This window comes from Bacillus sp. MAG717A (genome assembly GCF_036884855.1).
In the GTDB taxonomy this organism is placed as follows: domain Bacteria; phylum Bacillota; class Bacilli; order Bacillales; family Bacillaceae; genus Bacillus; species Bacillus safensis.
Map to the genome: position 1 here is coordinate 2,664,135 of NZ_CP145733.1, position 18,827 is coordinate 2,682,961.

Here is an 18,827-nt window from a genome sequence, read left to right on the forward strand (position 1 = left end):
AGAGTGTATGGGACACGTGTATGTGTCTCGTGAAAAAAGGTGGTACCGCGAAAAAAGCTTTTTCGTCCTTTTATAAGGATGGAAAGGCTTTTTTTATGTTTCATCAGCCGAAAAAATGTGGAGGTTACACAAATGGGAACAAATAATCAAGAAATGCCAACAAAGTACGATCCTAATGCGATTGAAAAAGACCGCTATACGTACTGGCTTGAAGGGAAATTCTTCGAAGCACAAAATGACAAAACGAAAGATCCATATACAGTCGTCATTCCTCCACCAAACGTGACAGGAAAACTGCACCTTGGGCATGCATGGGATTCTACACTCCAAGACATCGTGACACGTATGAAACGGATGCAGGGCTATGATGTTCTTTGGCTTCCAGGTATGGACCATGCCGGTATTGCAACTCAAGCAAAAGTCGAGGCAAAGCTCCGCAAAGAAGGCGTAAGCCGGTATGATCTTGGCCGAGAGAAATTTGTGGAAGAAACGTGGAAGTGGAAAGAAGAATATGCAGATTTTATTCGCAGCCAGTGGGCGAAAATGGGCCTTGGCCTCGATTACTCTCGTGAACGTTTTACTTTAGATGAAGGTCTGAATAAAGCCGTTCGCCAAGTATTTGTTCAATTGTATGAAAAAGGGCTTATTTATCGCGGAGAGTACATCATTAACTGGGATCCAGCAACGAAAACGGCACTTTCTGATATTGAAGTGATTTATAAGGATGTTCAAGGTGCGTTTTATCACTTGAGATATCCGCTTTCAGATGGCACGGGTTCAATTGAAATTGCGACAACAAGACCTGAAACAATGCTGGGGGATACAGCCGTAGCCGTACACCCTGATGACGAGCGCTATCAGCATTTGATTGGAAAAACAGTGGTTTTACCAATTACAGGCCGCGAAATCCCAATCGTCGGTGATGACTATGTCGATATGGAGTTTGGTTCAGGTGCTGTGAAAATTACACCTGCTCATGATCCGAATGACTTTGAGCTTGGAAACCGCCACGGGCTAGAGCGTATTCTTGTCATGAATGAAGATGGCACAATGAATGCGAATGCCCTGCAATATAAAGGAATGGACCGCTTCGAATGCCGCAAACAGCTTGTGAAGGATTTACAAGAAGAAGGCATTTTGTTCAAAATTGAGGACCACATGCATTCAGTTGGTCATAGTGAGCGAAGTGGAGCTGTCGTTGAACCGTATTTATCAACACAATGGTTTGTGAAAATGCAGCCGCTGGCAGACGAAGCTATTCATCTGCAAAAAGGTGACGACCAAGTTCAATTTGTTCCAGACCGATTTGAAAAGACATATTTACATTGGATGGAAAATATCCGTGACTGGTGTATTTCTCGTCAGCTATGGTGGGGACACCGCATTCCGGCTTGGTATCATAAAGAAACGAAAGAAGTATATGTTGGACTTGAAGCACCAGAAGATATTGAGAACTGGGAACAGGATAACGATGTACTTGATACATGGTTTAGTTCAGCGCTTTGGCCGTTTTCTACAATGGGCTGGCCGGATGCAGACAGTGAAGACTTCAAGCGCTACTATCCAACAAATCTGCTTGTAACTGGCTATGACATCATTTTCTTCTGGGTATCCCGCATGATCTTTCAAGGTCTTGAATTCACAGGAGAAAAACCGTTTAAAGATGTCCTCATTCATGGGCTTATCCGCGACGAACAAGGGCGTAAAATGAGTAAGTCGCTCGGCAACGGAATTGATCCAATGGAGGTCATCGACAAGTACGGTGCGGATTCATTAAGATATTTCTTAGCGACTGGAAGCTCACCAGGTCAGGATCTTCGTTTTAGCTTTGAAAAGGTTGAATCCACTTGGAACTTTGCGAACAAAATTTGGAACGCATCCCGCTTTGCTTTAATGAATATGGATGGTTTAACGTATGATGAGCTTGATTTAACAGGAGAAAAATCAGTTGCTGATCAATGGATTTTAACACGCTTAAATGAAACAATTGAAAGTGTCACACAGCTTGCTGACAAGTATGAATTCGGTGAAGTGGGCAGACACTTATACAACTTCATTTGGGATGATTTCTGTGATTGGTACATTGAAATGGCGAAGCTTCCGCTTTATGGAGAAGACGAAGCAGCGAAAAAAACGACTCGTTCGATCCTTGCGTATGTATTAGATCAAACGATGAGACTTCTACATCCGTTTATGCCGTTCTTAACAGAAGAAATCTGGCAGCATCTACCGCATGAAGGTGAGTCCATTACTGTTGCAGCATGGCCTGAAGTGAAGCCGGAGCTTTCCGACGAACAAGCTTCTGCTGATATGAAGCTGCTTGTGGAACTCATCCGCTCTGTTCGTAACATTCGCAGTGAAGTGAACACACCAATGAGCAAACAAGTAGAGCTTTACATTAAAGCCTCTACATCTGATGTGCAGGAACGCTTAGAGAAAAACCGTTCATATATTGAGCGCTTCACGAACCCAAGTGTTCTTGAAATTGGCACAGATATCCCAGCTAGTGATAAAGCGATGACGGCTGTTATTTCTGGAGCAGAACTCATTCTGCCGCTTGAAGGCTTAATCAACTTAGATGAAGAAATTGCTCGTCTGCAAAAAGAGCTTGATAAGCTGACAAAAGAAGTGGAACGAGTACAGAAAAAGCTTGGCAACGAAGGCTTTATGAAAAAAGCGCCTGAAAGTGTCGTAGAAGAAGAGCGTGCGAAAGAACGTGATTATGTCGCAAAACGCGAAGCTGTTCAAAAGCGTATTGAAGAGCTGAAAGCATAAGGTTAAAAAGACGGCTCCTAATGAAAGGGAGTCGTCTTTTTTGAAAATTTCGTATGAAATGAGAGATGACATTGTTTACAACCTATCATGAAGCCATTGATTGGATTCACAGCAGACTGGCTTTTGGCGTAAAACCTGGTCTTGAACGAATGAAATGGCTGATGAACAGACTAGGAAATCCGGAACAAAGTATAAAAACAGTACATGTTGCAGGTACAAATGGTAAAGGATCAACCATTGCGTTTACGCGTTCTGTGTTGCAGGCAGCCGGCTATTCGGTCGGAACTTTCACCTCTCCGTTTATACTAACGTTCAATGAAAGAATCAGCGTGAATGGAGTGCCTATAGATGATGAAGAATGGCTGAGTTTGGTGAATGAAATCAAGCCTTTTGTTGACGAATTAGATCAAACAGAGCTTGGCGCAGCGACAGAATTTGAAATCATTACAGCATGTGCATTTGCTTATTTTGCTCATGTGCACCAAGTAGACTTTGTCCTCTTGGAAACAGGGCTTGGCGGAAGGCTTGATTCTACAAATATTGCTGTGCCTATTTTAACAGCGATTACGTCGATTGGTCATGATCATATGGCCATTTTAGGTGACACACTTGAACAAATTGCAGCTGAAAAAGCGGGCATTATCAAAGAGGGTATTCCAATGATCACGGCAGTTCACCAGCCTGAAGCTCTTGCTGTCATTCAAAACACAGCCAAAGAAAAGAATGCTGAATGTATTTCATTACATGATACTTGTAGCTTTGATGAGCAGCAGCCGACAGAAACAGGTGAACGTTTCACGTTACGCACATCAAAAAAGCAGTATCCGCAGCTTGAAACAGGATTAATCGGAACGCATCAAAGGCAAAATGCTTCCCTTGCTGTTTTACTCATTGAATGGCTGGAGCAAGAAGGCTATATTAGTGTGACAGAAGAGCAAATATATGAGGGCATTCGGCAGGCAGCTTGGGCTGGGAGATTTGAAAAAGTCAAAGATCATCCTCCAGTGTATTTAGACGGCGCTCATAATGAAGAAGGGATCGACCGTTTAATTGAAACTGTACAAGCTCATTTTTCTAGTAAACAGGTGCATATATGTTTTAGTGCTTTAAAAGATAAGCCGTACAAGCAAATGATTCAAAAGCTTGAAGCTGTCAGTTCTTCTATCCATTTTGTTTCATTTGATTTTCCAAGAGCCGAATCAGCTGAAAAGCTTTATGTATGCAGTCAGTTAGAGGCAAAGTCGTATGATGATGACCCTCGTACAGTGCTTGAGTTCATCCAGAAAAAAAGTGATGATCCTTTAGCGGTGATCATTGTGACAGGCTCTCTTTATTTTATTTCAGATATACGAAATCGTATGATCGGGTAACACAAAAACGCAAATGGCTTCAATGCCATTTGTGTTTTTTTCTTTTGATATGCAGATGGAAAGTAAAATCATATTTTCGCTATGTGCTCAATGAATACGATCGTGATAAAATCCGGTCTATCTTATTCTCGGAAGGGGTCACGATATATGATAGGCATTTTTGTGTTTCTTGCAGGCATCACCATGGGGTCGTTCTTTCATCTAGTTGGTGAAAGGCTGCCACTTAAGCGGTCTATTCTTTTTCCTCGTTCTCACTGCACAGTGTGTAAACAGCCGCTTTCCCTGCACGAGATGATCCCGCTCGTTTCGTATGTGTTATTGAGGGGAACTTGTAAACATTGCGGCACTCGGCTGTCTTTGCTATATCCACTGGTTGAGATGCTGTCAGGCAGTCTTTTTTTGCTCATGTATAGAATCGCTGGTATTTCGTTTGAAGGTCTTTTTCTTGTGATTCTTTGTAGTTTATTTGTGATTGCTGTCGTGAGTGATCTTCTTTATATGAGGGTGCCAAACGAGCTGTTTCTCTTCTTTTTCCCTCTTTTCGTCATATACCGCACGCTTGAACCACTTTTTATTTGGTGGGAAGGAGCGGCTTCGCTTCTTTTTTGCTTTCTCATGTTTTATAGTTTAGATCGTTTCAAGCCAAATAGCATGGGCGGTGCTGATATGAAGCTGTTCGGTGTGCTTGCGTTTTGCTTTGGCTTCAAGCCATTCCTTCTCATTCTTTTCCTCTCATGTATCGCTGGAATCGTCTATACGAAGGTTTTTTCTTTCCGGTTAGATGAGCCATTTCCCTTTGTTCCTGCGATCTCTTTTTCTTTTTGGCTGTATCTCTATGGAGCTCATGTCATGCTCCCATTCGCAGGGTCGATCGGTTGAAAAAATTGGCGAACACTTTTTTTCCCTGCCGACAAAAGTCTTGTTCTTTTTTTTATCCGCTATGTTAAAGTGTGAAACAGAAAGAAGGACGGGTACATTCGCGCTGATTCATTGGACAAAAAGGTCTTTCTTACAAACAATGTCAGAAAGCGGGGAATGACAGTGAAAAAAAGGCAGGCAAAAAAACAAGGGTTAAAAGTCAATATTAATGGCAAAGAAGAAATGCTTCATGAAGATGACCACCAGCCGCCAAAACAGCAAGAGGATGATCAAGTGACGTTTTCGAATTGGGAGGAAAAAAGGCAGTCAGAACAGGAGACAGCTGCATCTGAGGAAGAACCGGCTAAACCGAAAGAAGAAGATTTCCAGTGGGATGATGCAGCTGATCATATTTATCATTCTGATCCAAAGGTCGTCACACCTTATCAAAAGAAAAAAGGTTCCTTTGATCAGAAGTTCGGTAAAAGCCGCGGCCCGTTTAAGAGAGTGATGACAACGATTGTGTTTGCAGTGGTTCTTGGGACAGGCCTTGGTGTGTTTGCACTTAGCTTAAGCCAAGATGGTACTCAGAATCCTTCAGGAGGAGATATCAGCGTTTCAGCATCCGGAAATCAATCATCGATGAAAGCAGGCGGTGATGCGCCGCCAGCAGATACTGCTAATGAATCAAAAGAAAATAAGGATGAAAAAAGCGCCTCTGGCCATTTTTCCACATATGTCGTACAGGCTGGAAAGTTTTCCTCTGAAAAAGGAGCAGATGAATTAGTTGGCAGTTTAAAAGAAGCAGGGTATGCGGGGAAAAAGATCTCAATGGATGATGGCTATTATGTCATTGCTGGGCTTGCGACAGAACAGGGCATGACAAGTGCTGTTGGGAAGAAGCTGATTGATCAACACTTTGAGGCATGGGGAGGCAAGGAGCTCTCATTTCAAGTACCAGATGAGCTGACTAGTTTAATAGAAAAGGCATCTGTATTATCCTCTAAGGTCATTGCAGGAGATGATGTGGATCAAAAGGAGGTTACGCAGCTGATCTCTGAGCTTGAAAGTGCCAAAACAACGGACGCACCAGCTAAAAGCAGTTTATTAAAAGCTGTCCAGCTGTTAAACGAACCTACTGCTGAAAACGGGTGGAAATCTCAGCAGGCACTGCTTGATCAATTAAATACGTAAAATCATATTTTAAGAAACCAAACTAGTCAAAAAATGACTAGTTTTTTTCTTTTGCATCCAACATAATGATGAAGGAACATGAAAAATGAATTTTCGTAAATTGTCGGTAAGATGTACATTTGATAGGATGAATGGGTATCTTACTTCTTAGGCTAAACCCTGAAAGGATGAACAAACATGAACCGATTGATTCTCGCATCTCAATCACCTAGAAGAAAAGAATTGCTTGATCTAGCAGGGTTTTCTTATGACATTCAAGCAAGTCAATTAAAAGAAGAAATAAATCGAAACTTTTCTCCTGCAGAGAACGTCCAATGGTTGGCAGAACAAAAAGCAAATGATATTCAAACACTATATCCCGAAGCAGTGATCATTGGTGCAGATACGATTGTTGCAATTGACGGCAAATGTCTTGGAAAACCAAAAGACAAGGAAGAAGCGGCCTCAATGCTTCAATTATTGTCAGGAAAGACACATCAAGTCTTGACGGGTGTCACAATTCAATCAGAGAATAGAAAAGAAACATTTTATGAACAGACAGAAGTAACGTTTTGGACACTTACGCAAAATGAAATAGACCGCTATATCGAAACGGGAGAACCGCTTGATAAAGCGGGAAGCTATGGCATTCAAGGAAAAGGCGCACTGTTTGTTCAAAAAATAGATGGTGATTATTTTTCCGTTGTAGGTCTCCCTATTGCCAAAACAGTTAGAGTGCTCGAAACATTTGGAATCACCCCTTTTTGATGACAGGAAGGAATCTAAAAGGAGTGGGCATCATGAACGATTTCCCTATGTTGCTAAAGCATTTTCCTCAAGATGAAAAGCCGAGAGAACGATTGATCAAATATGGTCCTGGCAGTCTGTCAAACCATGAACTTGTTGCGATTCTTTTAAGGACAGGCACAAAAAAGGAATCAGTTCTTCAAATTTCCGCAAGACTTCTGCAAACATTTGGCGGTCTTCGCACTATAAGAGAAGCCTCAATTGAAGAAATGTCGAAGATTCGAGGAGTTGGAAAGGCAAAGGCGGTCTCTCTTTTAGCTGCTTTAGAACTTGGCACTAGATTACACCATCAAACGACGGACAACCGCTATGTGATCCGCACACCAGAGGATGGGGCAAACTTTGTGATGGAAGATATGAGGTTTTTACAACAGGAAAATTTCGTTTGTCTTTATCTCAACACAAAAAATCAAGTTCTTCATAAACATACCGTGTTTATTGGAAGTCTGAACTCATCCATCGTTCACCCGCGTGAAATTTTCAAAGAGGCCTTTAAACGGTCCGCTGCTTCATTTATTTGTGTGCACAACCATCCATCTGGAGATCCGACGCCCAGCAGGGAAGATATTGAAGTCACACAGAGACTATTTGAATGTGGAAAGCTGATTGGAATACAGCTGCTTGATCATCTTGTCATAGGTGATCAAAAATTTGTGAGTTTGAAGGAAAAAGGGTATTTGTAACACTTTTTTTTTCAATGTTTTACGATATAATAGAGTTTATGAGTTTTTCCCTAAAGGGAATTTTGGTTTAAGAAAGGAAGATACATACATATGTTTGGAATTGGTACAAAAGACCTTGGAATAGATCTTGGAACAGCGAATACGCTTGTTTTTATTAAAGGAAAAGGCATTGTTGTGAGAGAACCTTCGGTCGTAGCTTTGGAAACTGATACGAAGTCTATAGTGGCGGTCGGAAATGATGCTAGAAACATGATTGGCCGTACACCTGGTAATGTTGTGGCACTACGCCCAATGAAAGACGGAGTCATTGCAGATTACGAGACGACAGCAACAATGATGAAATATTACATTAATCAAGCATTAAAAGGCAAAGGGCTTTTTGCTCGTAAACCCTACGTCATGGTATGTGTGCCATCTGGCATTACAGCTGTAGAAGAGCGTGCAGTCATTGATGCAACAAGACAAGCTGGTGCACGTGACGCTTACCCGATTGAAGAACCATTTGCTGCGGCAATCGGTGCTAACCTGCCTGTATGGGAGCCAACAGGAAGTATGGTTGTGGATATTGGCGGCGGTACAACAGAAGTAGCGATTATTTCTCTTGGTGGCATTGTGACATCACAATCAATTCGTGTTGCAGGTGATGAAATGGATGATGCGATCAGCAGCTACATCCGTAAAACGTATAACCTGATGATCGGTGATCGTACGTCAGAAGCGATTAAAATGGAAATCGGTTCTGCGCAGCCTGATGTACATGATGAGATGGACATTCGCGGACGTGACCTTTTAACAGGTCTGCCAAAAACAATCTCTATTACGGCAGAAGAGATTGCAAAAGCGCTTCGCGATACGGTGGAAACAATTGTTGATGCAGTGAAAATGACTCTTGAAAAAACCCCGCCTGAGCTGGCAGCAGATATTATGGACCGCGGAATTGTTTTAACAGGAGGCGGTGCATTACTGCGTAATCTTGACAAAGTCATTAGTGATGAAACGAAAATGCCAGTCATTATTGCTGAAGATCCACTTGACTGTGTGGCGATCGGAACAGGGAAAGCACTAGAACATATTCATTTGTTCAAAGGAAAATCAAAAGATAATCGATAATCGGGCGTAATTAAAGAGGTGTAAGACATGCCGCAGTTTTTTATGAATAAAAGATTAATGTTGCTCCTTGTCTGTGTCATCGTACTGGTGGCCATGATTGGTTTTTCAGTGAAAAGCGGCAGAGGTGCTTCATGGCCGGAAAAATTAGTGGGGGATACGACAGGCTTTTTTCAAGGTGTCTTTCATAAACCATCACAATTTATTGCCGGTATTTATGGGAACGTACAAGATTTAAAGAACACATATGATGAAAACGAACGTCTTCGGAAAAAACTTGATGGACAAACCCAATATGAGGCGAAACTTCAAGAACTAGAAGATGAGAACAAAAAACTTCGCAAACAGCTTGGCTATGTGAACTCTATTCGTGACTACACGCCAATTCTATCAACTGTTATCGCAAGAAACCCATCTCTTTGGGATAGCTTTGTGATGATTGATAAAGGGAAAAAACAAGGCGTTGACAAAGATATGGCGGTCACAAATGAGAGTGGCGCATTAATTGGGAAGATTGAAAGCGATAAGCTCAACAATTTTTCTTCAACTGTAAGGTTGCTAAGCTCTACTGACCAAAATAATAGAATTTCAACGAAAATTTTTGCGAAAAAGGGCAAAGAAGAACTCAATGGAATCATTAACGGTTATGACAGCAAGAAAAAAATGCTGACTATGAATATTCTAAAATCCGATGCAGATGGGGATGTCAAAAAAGGAGATCTTGTTGAAACATCTGGAGCAGGGGGCGTATTCCCGCAAGGCTTGACGATTGGTAAGGTGAGTGAAATCGAGCCAGACCATTACGGTCTGACAAAGATCATTTACGTAGAACCAGCGGCTGAACTCAACAATTTAGACCGTGTGATTGTGGTGAATCGCAGCACAAGTACAGCAGATGCATCTGAATTGACGAAGGGTGAAGGCTCGTGAAACGTGTCCTTCTTGCTTTCGTCATGTTGTTTATCTTCGTATTTGACAGCATTTTTGTCGATTTAGTGAAGCTCCCATTTGTTTCAGAGAATCAAATTTTAGCTCCTCATTTCATTTTACTTGCACTTGTATTTATGACTGCTTTTATGAATCAAAAATATGGTGTGATTTACGGATTTATCTTTGGACTTTTATATGATATTTCATATACAGGCATACTTGGTGTTCATATGTTTGGCTTTGGGGCGCTTTGCTATTTGCTAGCAAAAGCCTTTAAAGTTCTGCAAACGAATATGTTAGTCGTCGTCTTTCTGTCGATTATTGCTGTTTCCGTCATGGAGTTTTATGTATACGGCGTTCAAGCGACAATTCAACCAGGGATTATGCCGTTTAATACGTATGTCATCGAACGCTTTATTCCAACGATTCTTTTAAATACTGCTGCGTCTCTCATACTTGTTGTGCCGCTTAGGCTCTTTTTCATCAATGTGAAACAAGGACTGATCGACGAATAAAAGCAGGAGTTTGTCCAATTACGGCGAAATGAGTATGTTGTTGAGGTGAGCATCTTGAAAACTCAAAAACAGCAATATGTGACGATAAAAGGTACAAAAAACGGATTAACATTACAGTTAAATGATGACTGTTCGTTTGATGATCTTCTTTCTGGCTTGCGAGAGGTTCTTTTACTTGAGCAATATACAGATGGAAGAGAAGGACATAAGGTCAATGTGCATATTAAGCTTGGTTTTCGTTATTTAACGGAGGATCAGGAGAAGCGTTTGACTGAAGCGGTGTCTGAAAATGAACATCTCGTTATCCACTCCATTGAAAGTGACGTCATGTCAACTGAAGAGGCGAGACGATTAAAAGCAGAGGCTGAAATTACTTCTGTAGCAAAAATTGTACGCTCTGGACAGGTGCTGTATGTCGAAGGAGATCTTTTATTAATAGGAGATGTCAATCCTGGCGGAACGATTCGCGCAGGAGGAAATATTTTTGTGCTTGGCGCATTAAAAGGTGTGGCGCATGCTGGATGTAATGGCAACAAACAGGCTGTTATTGCGGCATCTCATATGATTCCAACACAGCTTCGCATCGCACAAGTTTTTAACCGTGCACCAGACCAAAAAGAAGATGGAAATGAAATGGAATGTGCTTATTTAGATATAGATGGCAATATGATCATTGAACGCCTGCAGCAATTGGCTCATATAAGACCTAATCTGACAAGGCTTGAGGGAGGAATGTGAAATTGGGCGAGGCTATTGTGATTACCTCAGGAAAAGGCGGCGTTGGCAAAACAACAACATCTGCAAACTTAGGCACAGCACTAGCAATTCAAGGGAAAAAAGTGTGTCTAGTTGATACCGACATCGGACTTCGGAATCTGGATGTCGTGATGGGGCTTGAAAACCGCATTATTTATGATCTAGTTGATGTAGTAGAAGGAAGATGCAAAATTCACCAAGCGCTTGTAAAAGATAAGCGTTTCGAAGATCTTTTGTATCTTTTACCAGCTGCTCAAACAAGTGATAAAACGGCTGTGGAGCCGGAACAGATCAAAGAATTAATTCAATCATTGAAGCAAGACTTTGATTATGTTGTCATTGACTGCCCTGCTGGAATTGAGCAAGGCTTTAAAAATGCTGTATCCGGTGCAGACAAGGCCATTGTCGTGACGACACCTGAAATCTCAGCTGTGAGAGATGCGGACCGAATCATCGGTTTGTTAGAACAAGAAGATATCGAACCGCCTCGTTTGATTGTCAACCGTATTCGTACACACATGGCGAAAAATGGCGATTCAATGGATGTAGATGAAGTTGTACATCACTTATCGATTGATCTACTCGGCATTGTAGCAGATGATGATGATGTGATTAAGGCTTCAAACAATGGTGAGCCGATTGTCATGGATGCTAAAAACAAAGTATCGATTGCCTATCGCAATATTGCCCGTCGCGTACTAGGCGAATCTGTTCCGCTTCAATCCTTTGAAGAAGAAAACAAGGGAATGTTTGCAAAGCTGAAAGCATTTTTTGGTGTAAGAGCATAATCGATATAGAAAACCTTTGCAATCTAGGAAGGACAAGCACCGGAGCGCAGACCTGACAACGAATGCGAGGGTTTGTCTACACACTGAGACCGATTCGATTTAGAATCGGTCTTTTTGTTGCATATCAGATGAGGTTGTCACATAAAATGTACAAACTGTTTGTATGTAAAGGGTGATCTCATGAAAAGAGTGGACGAGTACCGAAAGAAAATCGCGCAGCGCCGCAAAACGATGCAGCCAGCTGCTCCTCCTAAGAAGACGGCTTTCAAGAAAAAAGAAGATATCCCGCCATGGGTTATGCTGACAGAGGAAGAAAAGCATTCTGGCTCGACCTCCTATGAACCGGCGTCCCATCAGCCAAAGAAATATCGTCATCCCTTATTTAACCCGAATACCTTTGTACTTAAATGCTTATTATCAGCGTCCCTTGTGTTGATTGCTGCCATTTCGTTTAAAGGTCAGGCAGGTCCGTTTCAGCAGCTGAAGCCGATGATTACTCAGACCTTTGAGCAAGATTTTCAATTTGCTGCTGCCAACCGTTGGATAGAAAAAACAGTCGGACATCCGCTGGCATTTTTAACAGAGAAAAAAGAGGGCCAAAAGGACGTACAAGCGAATCAAGAACTAGCTGTGCCTGCCTCTGGTAAAGTGCAAGAATCCTTTACGCAAAATGGAGCAGGGGTCAAAGTTGAAACATCCGCTGAAGCCATTGATAGTATGAAGGAAGGCTATGTGGTCGAGGTGAAAAAGAAAAGCGACACAGGGCTTACCGTTGTGGTGCAGCATGCAGATAACAGCTATAGCTGGTACGGTCAATTAAAGAAAGCCGATGTGGCCTTATACGATTTTGTTGATAAAGGTGAAAAAATTGGCCAGATTTCGCTTGATGATCAAGGGAAGGGCACGTATTACTTTGCCATTAAGCAAAATGAACAATTTATCGATCCTATTCAGGTGATGACCTTTGAATAGATGGCTGCTCATGCTGACGAAAATTCACATCCATCCGCTGCTGTGGATTGTGATGGCGTTTGCGATTCTGTCAGGTCAAATTAAGCCGCTGCTTTGTCTGCTTGTGATCGTCTGTGTCCATGAACTTGGACATGCAGCGGCTGCCTGCTATTATCATTGGCGCATTCGACGGATTTTTTTACTGCCATTTGGCGGAACGGTTGAAGTAGAGGAACATGGAAACCGTCCGCTAAAAGAGGAGCTGGCGGTCATTTTGTGCGGGCTGCTTCAGCATGTACCGCTCCAGCTCATGGCTTGGCTTTTCATGGAGGCTTCTCTTATTTCGCATGACGTCTTTACGATGTTTACCTTTTATAATATGGCGATTTTTCTTGTCAATCTTTTGCCCATTTGGCCGCTTGATGGCGGAAAATTATTCTTTTTGCTCTTATCTATTTTTTACCCTTTCCAACGTGCACATGCTCTAGCCATAAAAGGCTCACTTGTCTTTTTCGGTCTATTGACAGCAGGATTACTATTGTTTGCACCGCTGCAATTCAATGGCTGGGTGCTGCTCACTTTTTTAGCTTATTCACTCGTGATGGAGCACAGGCAGAGGCATTACGTCAGGGTTCGTTTTTTACTAGAACGGTATTACGGTAAAAAAGAGCAAAAGGTAGAAAAACTGATTCCGCTGAGAGCAAGTGCAGAGGAAAAAGTTTACGAAGTGATGGCACGATTTCAAAGGGGCTGCAAGCATCCGATTATTATTGAAAGAGATGGCGTGAAGATGAGTCAGCTTGATGAAAATGAACTGCTCCATGCGTATTTTTCAGATCGCAGAACGACCTCCTCAATGGAAGAGCTTCTTTTACCGTACTAATGGTGAAAATACATTGACATTTTGCGTCTAGTTTGATATATTTTTTAATGTTATGGATATGTAGCACCCGTGCTACAACCGCGCGGAGCAGGTGTAAAGAGCCTATGGCCCCCTGTATTCGGCGAGTCTGAGTTTATTAGGAGGTGCAGAGATGTACGCAATTATCGAAACTGGTGGTAAACAAGTAAAAGTTGAAGAAGGTCAAACTGTTTATGTTGAAAAACTAGCTGCTGAAGCAGGTGAAACAGTAACTTTCGAAAACGTATTGTTTGTCGGCGGAGACACTGTCAAAGTGGGTAACCCTTCAGTTGCTGGAGCAACAGTAACGGCTAAAGTTGAAAAACAAGGTCGCGGTAAGAAAATTACTGTGTTCAAGTACAAACCGAAGAAAAACAACCACAAGAAACAAGGTCATCGTCAACCTTACACTAAAGTTGTTATCGAAAAAATCAACGCTTAAGGCGTGTGAGTGATATGATCAAAGCAACCATTACTCGGTCATCAGCAGATGAAAGCATTACGTCTTTTCAGATGACTGGACATGCCGAGTTTGCTGAAAAAGGTCAGGATCTCGTTTGTGCAGGTGTATCTGCTGTTGTTTTCGGCTCAGTCAATTCAATTATTGCACTGACAGGATTGGACCCACTGCTTGATATTGGTGAAGAAGGCGGCTACTTCTCTTTTGAACTGCCGGCTGATACAGATCCAGTATCCTTTGAAAAAGCCCAGCTGCTTTTAGAAGGCATGGTCGTTTCCTTAGAGACAATTGAACGAGATTATCACGATTATGTGAGAATATCAACAAAAAAATAGGAGGTGAACTTCATGCTTAGATTAGATCTTCAATTTTTCGCATCTAAAAAAGGGGTAGGTTCTACAAAGAACGGACGTGACTCTGAATCTAAACGTTTAGGCGCTAAACGTGCTGATGGTCAATTCGTAACTGGTGGTTCTATCCTTTATCGTCAACGTGGAACGAAAATCTATCCAGGTGAAAACGTTGGACGCGGAGGCGACGACACTCTTTTCGCTAAAATCGACGGAACGGTTAAATTCGAACGTTTCGGTCGTGACCGTAAAAAAGTGAGCGTATATCCTGCGGCACAATAATTGCTAAAAACTCCGGTCATTGACTGGAGTTTTTTTCACTTTTACAAGCAGTACCGAAGATGATAAAAGAAGATGCACTCCATAAATATCAAAGAACGTTTGCTGACTTTGCCTCATTTTCTCCTATACGATCAGAAAAAACAACCTTTCCTCACATAACTAGTGTTTTTCTATGCTGTCTTCTCTGTTATAATTCAGGGAGACATATTGATGATAAGACTCCTAAAAGAGAGACCAAACGATTGGGAGTGCGATAATGGAAGAGATACCAAGTAAAGAAAATGAAAAATTAACTCACGTTGCATTAACAAATGAATTGATCTATCTGCTCAGTCGTTCAAGACACGACTGGATGAATAAATTACAGCTGATCAAAGGCAACTTGACATTAGAAAAATATGACCGCGTGTTTGAAATTATAGAAGAAATGGTCATTGAAGCACAGCATGAATCCAAACTCTCAAATTTAAAAATTCCCCAATTGGCCTATTACTTTCTAACATTTAATTGGGAGTCGCATTTTATCACCTTAGAATATGAAGTGCTTGGTGAAACCCGAGACTTATCAGCATATGAATCACAGCTGCTATCGGTATCACAGGAGTTGTTTTCGATATTCGATCAATCAGTTTGCCAAAAAACTGAAAATCATTTAACGGTCACGTTCCAAACAGATCATGAAGAAAATGATGTGATCTTATATTTTGATTTCAAAGGAAAATTAACAAGTTTGGATGCGTTAAATGCGTTTCATGACGCAAACTATCCATGTATGAGTATAACGCAATTTCATGTGACGCCTCATGAGTCCATGATTGAGCTTTGTTTGAGGCAAGAACGAGATATGTGATGCAGAGAAACGGAGGAAGTTATGTTTGTAGATCAGGTTAAAGTGTATGTTAAAGGCGGTGACGGCGGAAACGGTATGGTGGCGTTCCGTCGTGAAAAATATGTACCAAAGGGCGGCCCAGCAGGCGGCGACGGCGGAAATGGTGCAGATGTTGTATTTGAAGTAGACGAAGGACTTAGAACGTTAATGGACTTTCGTTATAAGCGTCATTTCAAGGCTGACCGCGGCGAGCATGGAATGAGTAAAAACCAGCATGGCCGAAATGCGGAAGAAATGATTGTCAAAGTTCCGCCTGGTACGGTTGTGACAGATGCAGAGACGGAACAAGTACTAGCTGACTTGACAGAGCATGGGCAGCGGGCTGTGATTGCCAAAGGCGGACGTGGCGGACGTGGAAATTCACGCTTCGCAACACCAGCAAACCCTGCGCCACAGCTTTCTGAAAACGGTGAGCCAGGTAAAGAACGTGACGTCATCTTAGAATTAAAAGTACTTGCAGATGTTGGACTTGTTGGTTTCCCAAGTGTCGGGAAGTCAACGCTGCTTTCAATTGTCTCTTCTGCGAAACCAAAAATTGCGGATTATCATTTTACAACGCTTGTGCCGAACCTCGGAGTTGTTGAAACAGACGATAACCGAAGCTTTGTTATGGCGGATCTGCCAGGACTGATTGAAGGAGCGCACGAAGGGGTTGGCTTAGGTCATCAATTTTTACGTCATATTGAGCGTACACGTGTCATTGTCCATGTCATTGATATGTCTGGACTTGAAGGGCGTGACCCATACGAAGACTACGTGACGATTAATGAAGAGCTTGAGCAGTACAATATGAGATTGACAGAGCGTCCGCAAATCATTGTTGCGAACAAAATGGACATGCCAGATGCAGCTGACAATCTAGCGGCATTTAAAGAAAAATTAACGGATGACTATAAAGTGTTCCCGATTAGTGCGATCACAAGAGAAGGGCTTCGTGAGCTCTTATTTGAAATCGCCAATCAGCTTGAAACAACACCGGAATTCCCGCTCTATAATGAAGAGGAGCTGTCGGATAACCGCGTGATGTATAGATTTGATGAGGGCGATGCACCATTTGAGATCTCTAGAGATCCTGATGGCACATTTGTCTTAACGGGTAAAGCACTTGAGCGTCTCTTTAAGATGACAGACTTCTCGAGAGATGAATCCGTTAAACGATTCTCTAGACAGCTGCGCGGTATGGGTGTCGATGATGCCTTGCGTGAGCGCGGTGCAAAAGATGGCGACATCATTCGTCTGCTTGAATTTGAATTCGAATTTATCGATTGATTAAAAGGAGGGTCCAGTCCATGGGCTCTCCCGTTTTTAAAAGGGGAGAAAACAGGTGAAAGAAGAAACGTTCTATTTAGTAAGAGAGGATGTACTTCCAGATGCGATGCGAAAAACGCTTGAAGTCAAAAAGCTTCTCGATCGCAAAAAAGCGGATTCAGTTGCCGATGCTGTTCAAAAAGCGGATTTAAGCCGCAGTGCTTTTTATAAATACCGAGATGCTGTTTTTCCGTTTTATACAATGGTGAAAGAGCAGATCATCACATTGTTTTTCCACCTTGAAGATCGGTCTGGGGCTCTGTCAAGGCTGCTTCAAATTGTTGCTGACTCTGGCTGTAATGTGCTATCCATTCACCAAACGATTCCGCTGCAAGGAAGAGCGAATGTCACCCTATCGATTAGTACGGCAGGTATGGCAGATGATATTAACACCGTCATGAATCAATTAAGAAAGCTTGAATTTGTCGAAAAAGTTGAAATTCTAGGTTCTGGGGCGTAAAAGGAGAGATCATAGCAGATGAAGCAATTAACTGTAGGTTATTTTGGACCAGAGGCAACATTTACTCATTTGGCCGTATGCTCTTGTTTTCCAAAAGATGCAGTGCAGCGTGCCTATGCAACGATTCCGCAATGTATGGATGCTGTGTCAAAGGGCGAAGTCGATTTGGCGGTCGTTCCACTTGAAAATGCACTCGAAGGATCTGTGAACTTAACGATTGATTATTTAATTCATGAAGAAGCGTTGTCCATTGTGGGGGAGATGACAGCACCGATACGGCAGCATTTGCTTGTCCACCCGTCAAGAGCGGAGAGCTGGGAGACGTTAGATGTCATTCAATCACATCCTCACGCGATTGCCCAGTGTCATCAATTTCTGAAAAAACAGTACCCTCATATTCCTCACCGGCCAGTGGAATCAACAGGCTATGCAGCAAAATACATCAGTGAGCATCCAGATGAAGCTGTCGGGGCTATTGCCAATGAAATTGCCGCAAAAACGTATGGTTTGACGATTGCGAAAAAAGACATTCATGATTATCCGCACAACCATACACGCTTTGTGATTTTACATAAAGATCCTAACGCATCGTTCCCAATGAATTCTGGTTTTTCATCAAAGCCAAAAACGACCATTGTGGTCAGTCTGCCTAAGGATGACCAATCAGGTGCATTGCACCGTGTGCTGTCTGCTTTTTCTTGGCGGAATCTTAACTTGTCAAAAATTGAATCTCGTCCGACAAAAACAGGCCTTGGACATTATTTATTTATTATTGACATTGAAAAAGAAATGGATGATGTCCTAGTCCCAGGTGCGATTCAAGAATTAGAAGCGATTGGCTGTGAGGTCAAGCTGCTTGGCAGCTATCAAACATATGAATTAACGAATGAAAAATAGTGTCCCAACCAGGACACTATTTTTTTAGTCTTTTATTAAAAACCCAGCATCATCCAGCGCTTGAATGGCTTGGTCAAGCTGCTTTTGGCTGTAAGAAGAGAGAGTATGCAAATGCACGCCGTCTGTTAGTTCTGACAAGTAGGACGCTCCGGTGTTAGAAATATGATGGACAAAATCAGCGACTTGTTTCCGTGTACTGACGCGAATGGAGGCCGTTAGTTCACCATAAACAGGGTGCTCAATGATCACATCTTTCACCGTCACTCCAAAGTCTACAATCAAGGTCAGTTCCTCTTCTGTGCGAGCAGGATCATGCTTACAGGCGATGATTTGTTCAATTTCTCTTTCTGGCGCATGCTGCGCTGCCATATACACATAGCCTTGGCTTGTGGCAATAATGGGTTCATTTTTTGCTTTTAATAATGAAATATCTTGTACAATGACTTGTCGAGAGACAGCCGCTTTTTTAGCTAAAAAGCTTCCAGTAAGCGGTGTGTCTGTTTCTTTCAGCCACTCTAAAATGGCGGTTCTTCTTTCTTCGCCAATGAGTTTCCTCTCTTGCTCCAC

General features: G+C 42.2%; 21 protein-coding genes and 2 other annotated features (1 of these 23 only partly in view). Of the genes, 20 read left to right on the top strand and 1 reads right to left on the bottom strand.

Annotated elements, in window-relative coordinates; genetic code table 11:
- Positions 1–73 (top strand) — a binding site (T-box leader); it begins 158 nt to the left of the window's first position.
- Positions 74–132: 59 nt separating this feature from the next.
- The 20 genes from V6Z54_RS13670 to pheA all read left to right on the top strand — a co-directional run bounded on the left by V6Z54_RS13670 (position 133) and on the right by pheA (position 18,260).
- On the top strand, positions 133–2,775 hold the full coding sequence (locus tag V6Z54_RS13670; protein WP_338527423.1) for a valine--tRNA ligase: 2,643 nt from the start codon (positions 133–135) through the stop codon (positions 2,773–2,775).
- 65 nt (positions 2,776–2,840) lie between these two features.
- A complete protein-coding gene (locus V6Z54_RS13675) occupies positions 2,841–4,145 on the top strand; it encodes a folylpolyglutamate synthase/dihydrofolate synthase family protein (RefSeq protein ID WP_338527424.1) in 1,305 nt (434 codons plus the stop codon).
- A 147-nt stretch (positions 4,146–4,292) separates the two neighbouring features.
- On the top strand, positions 4,293–5,024 hold the full coding sequence (locus V6Z54_RS13680) for a prepilin peptidase (protein WP_338527425.1): 732 nt from the start codon (positions 4,293–4,295) through the stop codon (positions 5,022–5,024).
- Positions 5,025–5,180: 156 nt separating this feature from the next.
- Positions 5,181–6,197: an SPOR domain-containing protein gene (locus V6Z54_RS13685; protein ID WP_041086874.1), complete on the top strand. Its 1,017-nt coding sequence runs from the start codon at positions 5,181–5,183 to the stop codon at positions 6,195–6,197.
- Between the two features lie 177 nt (positions 6,198–6,374).
- On the top strand, positions 6,375–6,944 hold the full coding sequence (locus tag V6Z54_RS13690; RefSeq protein WP_041086469.1) for a Maf family protein: 570 nt from the start codon (positions 6,375–6,377) through the stop codon (positions 6,942–6,944).
- A gap of 47 nt (positions 6,945–6,991) precedes the next feature.
- Entirely contained in the window at positions 6,992–7,666 is a 675-nt protein-coding gene (gene radC, locus V6Z54_RS13695) for a DNA repair protein RadC (protein ID WP_029706175.1), read from the top strand.
- Positions 7,667–7,756: 90 nt separating this feature from the next.
- Entirely contained in the window at positions 7,757–8,776 is a 1,020-nt protein-coding gene (locus V6Z54_RS13700) for a rod shape-determining protein (protein ID WP_007501538.1), read from the top strand.
- Positions 8,777–8,803: 27 nt separating this feature from the next.
- Positions 8,804–9,703 carry a rod shape-determining protein MreC gene (gene mreC / locus V6Z54_RS13705; RefSeq protein ID WP_041086466.1) on the top strand — a complete coding sequence of 300 codons (900 nt, stop codon included), beginning with the start codon at positions 8,804–8,806 and terminating at the stop codon, positions 9,701–9,703.
- The gene (mreD, locus tag V6Z54_RS13710) at positions 9,700–10,218 is read left to right on the top strand and encodes a rod shape-determining protein MreD (RefSeq protein ID WP_041086464.1); all 519 of its coding nucleotides are present in this window, start codon (positions 9,700–9,702) and stop codon (positions 10,216–10,218) included. Before mreC ends, mreD begins: the two co-directional genes overlap by 4 nt.
- Positions 10,219–10,272: 54 nt before the next feature.
- The gene (gene minC / locus V6Z54_RS13715; protein ID WP_041086462.1) at positions 10,273–10,956 is read left to right on the top strand and encodes a septum site-determining protein MinC; all 684 of its coding nucleotides are present in this window, start codon (positions 10,273–10,275) and stop codon (positions 10,954–10,956) included.
- Positions 10,957–10,958: 2 nt separating this feature from the next.
- A complete protein-coding gene (gene minD, locus V6Z54_RS13720; RefSeq protein ID WP_017358134.1) occupies positions 10,959–11,762 on the top strand; it encodes a septum site-determining protein MinD in 804 nt (267 codons plus the stop codon).
- A 180-nt stretch (positions 11,763–11,942) separates the two neighbouring features.
- Positions 11,943–12,734: a M23 family metallopeptidase gene (locus V6Z54_RS13725; protein WP_041086457.1), complete on the top strand. Its 792-nt coding sequence runs from the start codon at positions 11,943–11,945 to the stop codon at positions 12,732–12,734.
- Positions 12,727–13,596: a M50 family metallopeptidase gene (locus V6Z54_RS13730; protein WP_041086455.1), complete on the top strand. Its 870-nt coding sequence runs from the start codon at positions 12,727–12,729 to the stop codon at positions 13,594–13,596. Before V6Z54_RS13725 ends, V6Z54_RS13730 begins: the two co-directional genes overlap by 8 nt.
- Before the next feature lie 66 nt (positions 13,597–13,662).
- Positions 13,663–13,735 (top strand) — a sequence feature (ribosomal protein L21 leader region).
- A gap of 12 nt (positions 13,736–13,747) precedes the next feature.
- A complete protein-coding gene (gene rplU / locus V6Z54_RS13735) occupies positions 13,748–14,056 on the top strand; it encodes a 50S ribosomal protein L21 (RefSeq protein WP_003216781.1) in 309 nt (102 codons plus the stop codon).
- A 14-nt stretch (positions 14,057–14,070) separates the two neighbouring features.
- A complete protein-coding gene (locus V6Z54_RS13740; RefSeq protein ID WP_034279847.1) occupies positions 14,071–14,409 on the top strand; it encodes a ribosomal-processing cysteine protease Prp in 339 nt (112 codons plus the stop codon).
- Positions 14,410–14,421: 12 nt separating this feature from the next.
- On the top strand, positions 14,422–14,706 hold the full coding sequence (gene rpmA / locus V6Z54_RS13745) for a 50S ribosomal protein L27 (RefSeq protein WP_003216586.1): 285 nt from the start codon (positions 14,422–14,424) through the stop codon (positions 14,704–14,706).
- 256 nt (positions 14,707–14,962) lie between these two features.
- Positions 14,963–15,556, top strand: coding sequence for a sporulation initiation phosphotransferase B (locus V6Z54_RS13750; RefSeq protein WP_073979799.1), 594 nt, complete (start codon positions 14,963–14,965; stop codon positions 15,554–15,556).
- Positions 15,557–15,577: 21 nt separating this feature from the next.
- Positions 15,578–16,864 (top strand): GTPase ObgE, encoded by a 1,287-nt coding sequence (obgE, locus tag V6Z54_RS13755; RefSeq protein ID WP_039180364.1) that lies wholly within the window; start codon positions 15,578–15,580, stop codon positions 16,862–16,864.
- Between the two features lie 55 nt (positions 16,865–16,919).
- A complete protein-coding gene (locus V6Z54_RS13760; RefSeq protein ID WP_008342790.1) occupies positions 16,920–17,363 on the top strand; it encodes an ACT domain-containing protein in 444 nt (147 codons plus the stop codon).
- Positions 17,364–17,381: 18 nt separating this feature from the next.
- Positions 17,382–18,260 (top strand): prephenate dehydratase, encoded by an 879-nt coding sequence (gene pheA, locus V6Z54_RS13765; protein WP_024423155.1) that lies wholly within the window; start codon positions 17,382–17,384, stop codon positions 18,258–18,260.
- Between the two features lie 24 nt (positions 18,261–18,284).
- Here the strand turns inward: pheA and V6Z54_RS13770 are convergent, their stop codons facing one another.
- On the bottom strand, positions 18,285–18,827 hold the full coding sequence (locus tag V6Z54_RS13770; protein WP_039180361.1) for a transcription repressor NadR: 543 nt from the start codon (positions 18,825–18,827) through the stop codon (positions 18,285–18,287).